Genomic DNA, 9,574 nt, shown 5'->3' on the forward strand with positions numbered 1-9,574 from the left:
TCGTCGTGAATATCACCCGCTCGGTCCCGTATGCTATCTTGATGGTCGCACTCATCCCGTTCACCCAGTGGCTCGTCAACACCTCAATCGGCCCGATCGCCGCGACCGTCTCGCTGACCATTGCCACGGCACCGTTCTTTGCGCGCCTGGTCGAGACCTCCCTGCGTGAAGTGCCAACCGGCACCGTCGACGCCGCTGAAGTCATGGGACTCTCCAATGGTCAGATTGTGACGAAAGTTTTCCTTCCGGAGGCACTTCCAGGGCTCATTGCTGCAACCACCAACACCATTGTGGTACTCATAGGGTATTCGGCAATGGCCGGGCTCATCGGCGGTGGCGGTCTTGGTCGACTGGCCTATAACTATGGGTACCAGCGCTTTGATTCACAGATCATGATCGTCACCATCGTCGTCATTGTTATCGGCGTCCAACTCATTCAGTGGATCGGCGATAAAATTGTGGCGGCCGTAGACCACCGCTAATTTCCATCACCAGCACCCGGGCATACGCCCCACACACCTCAGGAGCACAACATGTTCAACTCATCACGCACCTCGCGCCGTTTGGCATTGACTAGCCTGGCCGCCGCTTCCGCACTCGTCCTTGCCGCTTGTGGTGGTTCCGACGATACCGCCGAGGGCCCAACCGCCGGCGAAGATGGCACCACCACCCTGACCGTTGGTGCGACACCGGTCCCCCACGGCCAGATCCTAGAATTTGTATCCGAAGAACTTGGCGAAGAAGCCAACTTGGAGATCGAGGTCGTTGAGTTCGACGACTTCCAGCTGCCAAACCGTCAAATGGACGAAGGCAACCTCGATGCCAACTACTTCCAGCACGTACCATTTTTAGAACAGCAGGTTGAAGATCACGGCTACGAGATCTCCCACGGCGAGGGCGTGCACATCGAACCGTATGCCATGTTCTCCAGTCAACATGACAACGCAGAGAGCATCTCCGAAGGCGCCACCATTGGCATCACTTCCGATGCTGGCAACCAGCCCCGTGCCCTGATGCTGCTCGAAGAAGCCGGGCTCCTCGAAGATATTGACGGCGAATCCGCTGCGTTGACCCTCACCGAAGAACAGAATCCCATGAACCTGGAGTTCGAAGAGAATCCACCGGAGATTCTGGCCCAAGTGGTAGATGACGCTTCGATCGATGCGGCGATCATCAACGGAAACTACTTCTTGGAAGCCGGACTCGACGTCAGCGACGCGATCGTTGTGGAAGATGCCGACGACTCCCCCTACGCCAACATCCTGGCGTGGAACTCTTCCAACGACGACAACGAAGCGATCCAACAGCTCGATGAATTGCTGCACTCCGACGAGGTAGCCGAGTACATCGAAGAAACTTGGCCAGAAGGTGAAATCATCCCGGCCGGAACAACCGACCAAGAGTAATCTCAGACGCTCATAGAACGTTGAATTCCCACGCGATGCACAACGAGAGCAGGAATGCCTGACCATGGACGCAGAGAGCACACCGGATACGTCGAAAGCACTCACTGACTCCGATATGATCGCGTTTGCAAAACGGTCACGGCACGACTTCTCCCGATTCATGATGGAGTATCAGTTTGCAGTAGACGAGGTTCTTACGAAAGTCTCGATCCTGCGACGAGAATTCCTGCACATGCGACGATATAATCCGATCGAGCACGTGACCTCACGGGTCAAGCCACCCGGGAGCATCTTGGACAAAGTCGCCCGCCGTGGGCTTGACCCGTCGCTGCCCTCGATCCGAGAAAATATCACGGATATCGCTGGTATTCGCATAACCTGTAGTTTCATCGCCGATACCTATAAGGTCCTGGAAGCACTGACTTCGCAAAATGATGTTGAAGTTCTTGAGGTCAAGGATTACATCGCCCGTCCCAAGCCCAACGGGTACAAGAGTCTGCACGCGATCATCGAAATTCCTGTGTTCCTGTCCACCGGAGCGGTGCCGGTGATTGTCGAAGTTCAAATCCGGACGATCGCCATGGACTTCTGGGCGAGCCTCGAGCACAAAATCTTCTACAAATACGACGGTGCAGTGCCCACCCACCTTGTGGCCGATCTGGCCAGCGCCGCCGAGGCCGCAGAACAACTCGACCAACGGATGGAACAGTTACATGCCGAAGTGCACGGGGCGCCCGAGGCCATCGATGCAGAACCCGAAGAAATCGACGAGGCACTCATAGAGCGTCTATGGGAACTTTCCCAACGGTTCTCTGAGACCCCCAGCGACGAATCTGAGTAGCTGCTGTTCCTCTCGATGCCCCGAGTACCTAGAGTTGCTACATGGGACACAATCATCTCAAAAGCGTCAGCATCGGTATCGCGGCCGGAGCAGCAACGGCTGCCAGCATCATGGTCGGACGCAAAGTGCTGACCACAGCCAAAATGAGCCAAGGTCACCCGCTGAAACACCGATTGTTGGACATCAGCTCGAATCTGTTGCAACCGAAGTACCCGCTCGATGCGATGAGCACTTATCTCAACGGTTTTCATTTCTATGCCGATGACATGGGCCGCCAAGTCGAGGCCACGCACTTCTGCATCCTTTTGAGGCACGACCTGCATCAGTGCGTGATCTTCGACAGCAATGCGCCCGATGCACGGTTGATCGGGATCGAATACATCATTAGCGAACAACGTTTCCAAAGTCTTCCGGAAGAGGAGGAACACCTTTGGCATAGTCACCACTACGAGGTGAAGTCGGGCGCCCTCGTTGCACCCGGTGTACCGGAACTCGCCGAACATGCCTATTTCGAAGACCTCGTCACGACCTATGGCAAAACCTTCCACACATGGCAATACGATCGCGACGACTTCCCCTACGGTATTCCCCAGCTGATGATGGGTTTCACCGCTGACGGGCAACTGCGCGAAGATCTGATTCAGGACCGCGATGACAAACTGGGCATTTCAACGTCGGATAAGCGTGACAACCGAGCAGATATCCCCAATCCTTCCGTCCAACCCGGCGCCAATGCCTGGGAAGGTGGCCAGACTGCACAAACCGATCTACGCCAGATGGAAACACCATGGGAGTTCTACCCGCAGCAATCGAGCGCGCTGGGTTCACGAATTGGACACCGGAATTGAAAAGAATTGGATCCACGGGAAACGTGCACTCCCTCGCTACAACTCACAAGTTGGGACGGTTGATTCTGGCTTCGAGCTCTTCGACACGGCGCTTGAGGTAGTCAATTTCGCGGCGTTGTTCGTCGTCCTGGTCTCCGCGGTTGGACAAAATGGAGCTTTTGCCGAAGATCATTACCAAACCCCACATAATGACGGCGACGATAGCGATCCAAGCAAACCAAGGAATCTGTTCCATGATCTATTCCTCCAAGCGTGGTGAAAGTATGAGCTCAGTATAGTTCGCCAGGCCGGGCCGAACCACCCAACTATGGGCAAGAACCTGCACGATGACGTTTAATGGGGACATGACTTTGCATGATTTAGTAGCCCCGTACGAATTTCTTCTGGGCGAGTGGGTAGGCCATGGCCACGGCCACTACCCGACCATTGAAGACTTTCATTACCGCGAATCGCTGACCTTCACCGCCACCGAGGGTAAACCGTTTTTGACCTACGTACAAAAAACAACCAACCACGATGGCGTACCAATGCACACCGAGATTGGTTATTTGCGGCCCCGAGAAGGCGGTCATATTGAGTTTGTCATTGCCCAGCCCACCGGTCAGACCGAGCTTTTAGAGGGCACCGCCACGGTCAATGACGACCAGAGTTTAACCATGGTGCTTGGCTACTCAGTGGTGGCGAACACCAGTACGGCCAAGCACGTGGAGCAGACGATGCGCCACTACGTCTTCAACACGGACCGTAGCGCGGTCTACACCGAATACGATATGGCAGCCGAAGGCGAGCAGATGCAGCAGCACCTCTCCAGCGAACTGCACAAGACCATGCCCTAGGCACGACCTAGAGGTCTTCGAGCATCCAGACTTCGGTTACGTAGTAGGCCGGCTCCTCGTAGGGGTGCGCTGCAATACCGGCTTCGACCACGGCGCGAGCAATATTGCGCGGCGCCAGTACCTCGATTTTGTGTTCGGGCACATCGGCTGGCACACCGGTGGCACCCATTCGTGGTTTGGATCCCTGAAGTGGGGTGAAACGTCCAACCCCGGTAGTCGACCAGGACGCACCAGCGTAATTGCCGAGACGCCCGGCGCCGGCCTCAGCCAGCGCGGCACGGACGTCGTCAGCATTGCCCATTGGTACATAGAAACCTATTTGTACCCATTGTGATTCAGCCATTATTTCAACGATTTTCCGGCAGAGCCTAAGTTCTGGCAGGCCTCAACCACACGAGCAGCCATATTGGCTTCGGCGGCCTTACCCCACGCACGTGGATCGTACTTGGACTTGTCGCCAACATTGCCGTCCAGTTTCAACACACCGTCATAGTTTTCAAACATGTGTGTGGCAACTGGACGGGTGAAGGCGTACTGAGTGTCGGTGTCAACGTTCATCTTGATCACGCCGTAGGACACAGCATCGGCGATGTCCTGTTCCGAAGAACCGGACCCACCGTGGAACACCAGATCGAATGGCCGGTCCTGGCCGATCTCGGCGCCAACGGCGTCCTGAATTTCTTTCAGGAGCCCCGGGCGCAGTTCAACACCGCCTGGCTTGTACACGCCATGCACATTACCGAAGGTCAGCGCTGTAATGTAGCGACCGTTCTCCCCGGTGCCCAGGGCTTTGACGGTGGCCAGACCATCTTCGACGGTCGAGTAGAGCTTGTCATCAATTTCAGCCGCGTATCCATCTTCTTCACCACCGACGACGCCGACTTCAATTTCCAGAATCTGCTTATTGAAAGCGGTGCGTTCGAGCAGTTGCTCTGCGATACGCAGGTTCTCTGGCACGGTTTCAGCCGAGCCATCCCACATATGAGATTGGAAGATCGGGTCGCGGCCGGCCTTGACCTCAGCGGCCGAAGCGTCCATGAGTGGGAGCACCCAGTTATCGAGTTTGTCGCGCATGGCGTGGTCGGTATGCAGCGCAATGCGCACGCCGTAATTCTTGGCAACTTCGCGAGCGAATGCCGCGAAAGCCAGCGAACCGGTGACCATGTCTTCAATATTGGAGCCGGAGAAGTATTTTGCCCCACCGTTGGAAATTTGAATAATGCCGTCTGATTCAGCTTCTGCGAAACCGCGCAGTGCGGCGTTCAGGGTCTGTGAACTGGTCACGTTAATCGCAGGGTAGGCGTATCCGCCGGTTTTAGCGGCGTCGATCATTTCGGCGTACTGATCTGGGGTGGCAAATGCCATGAAAGCTCCTTGGATATGAAACTTAGAACTATGGTTAGTCTAGCGAACGGAACCGCCGTGTTGTCGGACCCAGCCGTGCATGGCAATACCAGCGGCACTGCCCGCGTTAATAGAGCGTGTTGATCCGTACTGAGCGATCGATAAGGTGGCTTCGGCAGCCGCCTGAACTTCCTCTGAGAGTCCCGGCCCTTCCTGACCGAACACCATGACGCACGCAGCCGGGAAATCAAAGGTCTCGATCGGTACTGAATCATCGAAAAGATCCACCCCGAGCACCGGCAGCTCCTCGGATGCCGCCCAGGCCACGAAGTCTTCGACCGTCGGATGGTGATGGATGTGCATGTACTTATCGGTCACCATAGCCCCGCGGCGATTCCAGCGACGACGTCCGATGATGTGCACGCCAGCCACGTTGAACGCGTTGGCGGTGCGCACCACGGTGCCGATATTGAAGTCGTGCTGCCAATTTTCAATAGCAATGTGCAGCGGGTGACGACGTGTATCTAAATCAGCAACGATCGCTTCGACGGTCCAGTACCGGTAGTGGTCGGCGACGTTGCGACGGTCACCTTCGGCCAACAGGGTCTGATCCCAATGGTCGCCTTCGGGCCAGTCCCCTTCCCAGGGTCCAACTCCGACTTCGCGCTCTTCCCAACCGGGTTCGCGGTATTCAGTTGTCATTGCTTGTCGTTCAACACCCGAGCGGCACCTGCTGCCGCAGCTGTAGAAACAAGGACGGCTGGCCAGGCACCCAGCTTCTTCGCCAGCGGATGCGACAGTCCAAAAGCACCGACGTAGATAGTAGACAGCAGTGCAGTGGTGCCCGATCCTGACGAACGATGCCACCGTTTGCCGGCCGCAATGCCGCACGCGCCTAGGACGACGCCGGCGAGGGGGCGCTGCTTTGTGGCGCGGCCGGTCAGATAGCCGCCGAGCATACCGGCGACGACCAAGCCCGCTGTTGGTTCAGGTTTCGTTTTGGCCATGAGAGGTCCTTTCGTTGAAAAACTTTGCGAACGGATCGGGAGGCTCGTGGTTAGTCGAGGCCCAGGTCGTTCTTCGAAAACGCGTACAGGTATGGCACACCGGCTTGTTCTGCCACGTGTTCGGCCGCACCGGTATCACGATCCACGATCACGGCCACCGCCTGGATGTCACCGCCGGCGTTGCGGACGCCTTCAACCGCGGTCAAGGCTGAGCCACCGGTGGTGGAAGTGTCTTCGAGAATGACGACTTTGCGGCCATCGACCCCGGGGCCCTCAACCTGGCGTGCTAGGCCGTGGACCTTCTGCGTCTTGCGCACCACGAAAGCATCGATGCCGCGGTCACCGGCGGCATGCATGACGGCGGTCCCAACGGGGTCAGCGCCCATGGTCAGGCCACCAGCTGCTTCAAATTCAATACCGGCCTCGTCTAGGAGGCCCAGCATGACACGGCCCACGAGCGGGGCGGCCTCATGGTGCAGCGTGATACGACGCAAGTCGATGTAATAGTCGGCCTCTTTGCCGGATGAAAGTGTCACTTTGCCGTGGACAACAGCCAGTTGGCGAATAAGTTCGGCCAGGCGTGCACGGTCGGCAGTCAGATCATGGGTCATGACATCTATCCTACGTTGCCCCAAAGCGCGTGCCCTCTTGTTTGCAATCCACAAACGCTAGGACACGCTCAGGTACAGTACTGATGAGAAGTTTTATACGACAGTCACGAAAAGGAATCTTCATGTCGATCAAATCCTTGGGCAAATTCGCCGCCATCGCCGCCGCGGCCGGCCTCACGCTGACCGCATGCGCTGATGACTCTGTCAGCCAGGCTCGTGCCCAGGAAGAAACCTGTGGCCTGATCATGGGCGCTGAGACGAAAGCCAATGAAGGCATCCAGCAAGCAGGTATGGCTATGCAACAAGGTGGTGGCGGCGATGGCCAAGCCACTCAGGCCCTGGAATCAGCTGCCTTAGATATTCGCAACCACTCCTATGATCGTTCTGACAACCAGACCAACCCAGACACCGGCGAAACCATTCCACTGCGCACCGCTCTGCAAGTCCACGCTGCATACCTCAACGAAATGGGCACCAGCGTTGGCGAAGGCATGGAAGCTATGCAGTCCTTTGACCCGGAGTCATTTGCGGCCGAAGGTACCAGCCTGACCGAAGCATTGGAAACCATCAACGGCTACTGTGCTTCCTACGCCCAGCAGCAGATGCAGGGCCAGGGTCAGGGCCAAATGCCACAGCAGCAGATGCCAGAAGGCCTACCTGAAGAAGATGCTCCAGCCCCTGAAGACGAAGCGACCGCACCCGAAGAAGACGAATAATTCGACGCTTGCTCCTGCCCGTCATCGGCGGGTTACTCCTTGTCGGCTGCGGTCATTCCGCAGCCGATGAGGCGTGTGCACAACTTCAGGAATATGAAACAGACGTCGTCGAAGCCGATGAAGACCACGCCAATGAAGTGCTCACAGAGACGTACGCAGAGCTGAACGACTTCGCCGAAGAAACCGAAGGCGAACTCGGCGAGGCACTGGTTGAACTGCAACCCCTATTTCTTCAGCTGGAGGGCCTGACCGGCGCCGACGAAACTGCAGCCGCTGAAGCCCAAAAAGCGGTGTCCGAGTTGTCCGAAGAGGAACTCGAAGCCATCGACGAAGCTGCAGACCACGTGAACGAGGTTTGCGACCTTTCAGTGCTGTTATAGCTAGCCCTACCATCTTCCAATGAAACAGCTGACAGCAGCAATAATGCAGGCAGTGTTGGTAATTCACTAGCCACCGGTGTCTACAGCAGCCACCGAGAGCACGGACAGGCTCGTTACTTCCACAAGCTTTTCGCCACAATCGTAAGTTCTCCACAACACATCCGACACAATATCTTGGCCAGGTAGGCTTGTCATTATGAAATTTGCGACTTGGAATGTGAATTCGTTGCGGGCTCGAGCTGATCGGGTAGAAGACTGGCTGGATGCTACTGACGCCGATGTACTGACCATCCAGGAAACGAAATGCCGAGATGAGAACTTCCCCTGGGGTCTCTTCGAGATGGCTGGCTACCAGGTGGCCCACTTCGGTTTCTCTCAGTGGAACGGTGTGGCCATCGCCTCCCGAGTTGGGTTAGAAGACGTGGAATATGGCTTTGAAGGCCAACCGGAGTTCGGTAAAAACGGGGTCGACCCACAGGTCGAAGCCCGTGCAATTTCTGCCACCGTTGGTACCAAGAAAACCGATGTTGAACCCTTCCGCCTCCATAGTCTCTATGTTCCCAACGGTCGTTCATTAGAAGATGAGCACATGGAGTACAAACTTCGGTTCCTTAACGCTCTGCACTCCCATGTCACCTCAGATTTGACCGATACCACCCGCCTTGCGCTCACCGGCGACTGGAATGTGGCACCCTACGACGAAGATGTCTGGGATATGGAACTCTTCCTCGAAGAGGGCCTCACCCACGTCTCTGAACCAGAGCGTGCAGCATTTCGTGCGTTTGAAGACTCAGGACTCCTCGACGTCGTGCGCCCACGTCACCCAGGCCCGGAAACCTACACGTACTGGGACTATCAACGTCTGCGTTTCCCGAAGAACGAGGGCATGCGAATCGACTTCATCCTCGCCTCCCAGCATCTGGCCAACGATGTGACAGACGCCTGGATCGATCGCGAGGAACGCAAAGGCAAAGGTCCATCCGACCACGTACCGGTGGTAGCTCAGCTGGGCTAGGAAAACTATGAGGCACCTGGCATTTCTGCGTATCTATCAGCCGCTGGAAAAGCTTCCGGCGCGAATCCAGAACCTAGCCCAGGCTGCCACGAAACTTTCACGTGCCGACATCGAGGCCGAAGCCGCCGAACGACTCAATCGTCGGCTTCGGCCCGAATCTGACTCAACTTTTCCCAGCACTTCAGCCCCACCCATTGTCCGGGTCCTTGAAATGACCGACCCATTCGGTCAAGTCCAACAGTTTTTTCACGTCGAATATCTTGCACGCGCCGCGTTCGAATCGACCACAATTCGACGGAAATACTACGATGACAAGCTCTATAAACGCTTAGTGCCACAACAGCAGTTGGATACCTTCGAAAAGATATCCGAACTCCAAGCTGATGCTGGACTCATCAGTCGACCGATCTCCAGCTTCTTCATGGACTTATGGACGGTTCCACTCCAGTGGTTAGCAATGTTTGGCGGCCCTGATGAACCCCACGGCCTCAATACGGTCACCGAAGACATCGTCAACGGGACCACCGTCATCCGACGCATACGGGAAACGAATTCGATCATGTCGCGTTT

At 56.4% G+C, this 9,574-nt stretch carries 14 protein-coding genes and 1 pseudogene; 9 read left to right on the forward strand and 6 right to left on the reverse strand.

Features of this window, described 5'->3' with window-relative positions:
- The 4 genes from L0H14_RS10520 to L0H14_RS10535 all read left to right on the forward strand — a co-directional run.
- Window positions 1-482 (forward strand): methionine ABC transporter permease (locus tag L0H14_RS10520; RefSeq protein ID WP_301421793.1); only part of this gene is annotated, 482 nt, incomplete at its 5' end.
- 51 nt (window positions 483-533) lie between these two features.
- Window positions 534-1,406, forward strand: coding sequence for a MetQ/NlpA family ABC transporter substrate-binding protein (locus L0H14_RS10525; RefSeq protein WP_301419920.1), 873 nt, complete (start codon window positions 534-536; stop codon window positions 1,404-1,406).
- A gap of 115 nt (window positions 1,407-1,521) precedes the next feature.
- Window positions 1,522-2,247 (forward strand): GTP pyrophosphokinase family protein, encoded by a 726-nt coding sequence (locus tag L0H14_RS10530; protein ID WP_301419925.1) that lies wholly within the window; start codon window positions 1,522-1,524, stop codon window positions 2,245-2,247.
- 41 nt (window positions 2,248-2,288) lie between these two features.
- The gene (locus tag L0H14_RS10535; RefSeq protein WP_301419921.1) at window positions 2,289-3,095 is read left to right on the forward strand and encodes an OBAP family protein; all 807 of its coding nucleotides are present in this window, start codon (window positions 2,289-2,291) and stop codon (window positions 3,093-3,095) included.
- Window positions 3,096-3,138: 43 nt separating this feature from the next.
- On the opposite strand, the gene L0H14_RS10540 is transcribed toward L0H14_RS10535, so the two are convergent.
- Window positions 3,139-3,330 carry a hypothetical protein gene (locus L0H14_RS10540; protein WP_301419922.1) on the reverse strand — a complete coding sequence of 64 codons (192 nt, stop codon included), beginning with the start codon at window positions 3,328-3,330 and terminating at the stop codon, window positions 3,139-3,141.
- A gap of 109 nt (window positions 3,331-3,439) precedes the next feature.
- Between L0H14_RS10540 and L0H14_RS10545 the strand changes: the two genes are divergently transcribed.
- A complete protein-coding gene (locus L0H14_RS10545; protein ID WP_301419923.1) occupies window positions 3,440-3,931 on the forward strand; it encodes an FABP family protein in 492 nt (163 codons plus the stop codon).
- A 7-nt stretch (window positions 3,932-3,938) separates the two neighbouring features.
- Here the strand turns inward: L0H14_RS10545 and L0H14_RS10550 are convergent, their stop codons facing one another.
- The 5 genes from L0H14_RS10550 to pyrE are packed head-to-tail and all read right to left on the reverse strand — an operon-like array spanning window position 3,939 to window position 6,893.
- Window positions 3,939-4,274 (reverse strand): hypothetical protein, encoded by a 336-nt coding sequence (locus L0H14_RS10550; protein ID WP_301419924.1) that lies wholly within the window; start codon window positions 4,272-4,274, stop codon window positions 3,939-3,941.
- Complete coding sequence (gene fbaA / locus L0H14_RS10555; RefSeq protein WP_301421794.1) at window positions 4,274-5,296, reverse strand: class II fructose-bisphosphate aldolase; 1,023 nt, start codon at window positions 5,294-5,296, stop codon at window positions 4,274-4,276. Before fbaA ends, L0H14_RS10550 begins: the two co-directional genes overlap by 1 nt.
- 39 nt (window positions 5,297-5,335) lie before the next feature.
- Window positions 5,336-5,977, reverse strand: coding sequence for an RNA methyltransferase (locus L0H14_RS10560; protein WP_301421795.1), 642 nt, complete (start codon window positions 5,975-5,977; stop codon window positions 5,336-5,338).
- Window positions 5,974-6,282: a hypothetical protein gene (locus L0H14_RS10565; RefSeq protein ID WP_301421796.1), complete on the reverse strand. Its 309-nt coding sequence runs from the start codon at window positions 6,280-6,282 to the stop codon at window positions 5,974-5,976. The genes L0H14_RS10560 and L0H14_RS10565 overlap by 4 nt, the downstream gene beginning before the upstream one ends.
- A gap of 50 nt (window positions 6,283-6,332) precedes the next feature.
- Window positions 6,333-6,893, reverse strand: coding sequence for an orotate phosphoribosyltransferase (pyrE, locus tag L0H14_RS10570; protein WP_301421797.1), 561 nt, complete (start codon window positions 6,891-6,893; stop codon window positions 6,333-6,335).
- A 122-nt stretch (window positions 6,894-7,015) separates the two neighbouring features.
- On the opposite strand from pyrE, the gene L0H14_RS10575 reads away from it, so the two are divergent.
- The 4 genes and pseudogenes from L0H14_RS10575 to L0H14_RS10590 form a co-directional block, all read left to right on the forward strand.
- Entirely contained in the window at window positions 7,016-7,609 is a 594-nt protein-coding gene (locus L0H14_RS10575; RefSeq protein WP_301421798.1) for a hypothetical protein, read from the forward strand.
- An 8-nt stretch (window positions 7,610-7,617) separates the two neighbouring features.
- The gene (locus tag L0H14_RS10580) at window positions 7,618-7,989 is read left to right on the forward strand and encodes a hypothetical protein (protein ID WP_301421799.1); all 372 of its coding nucleotides are present in this window, start codon (window positions 7,618-7,620) and stop codon (window positions 7,987-7,989) included.
- 196 nt (window positions 7,990-8,185) lie between these two features.
- Window positions 8,186-9,004, forward strand: coding sequence for an exodeoxyribonuclease III (locus tag L0H14_RS10585; protein WP_301421800.1), 819 nt, complete (start codon window positions 8,186-8,188; stop codon window positions 9,002-9,004).
- 7 nt (window positions 9,005-9,011) lie between these two features.
- A pseudogene (locus L0H14_RS10590) lies at window positions 9,012-9,574 on the forward strand (hypothetical protein); the annotation flags it as partial.

Origin of the sequence: Yaniella sp. (genome assembly GCF_030453185.1) — a bacterium.
Lineage (GTDB): Bacteria > Actinomycetota > Actinomycetes > Actinomycetales > Micrococcaceae > Yaniella.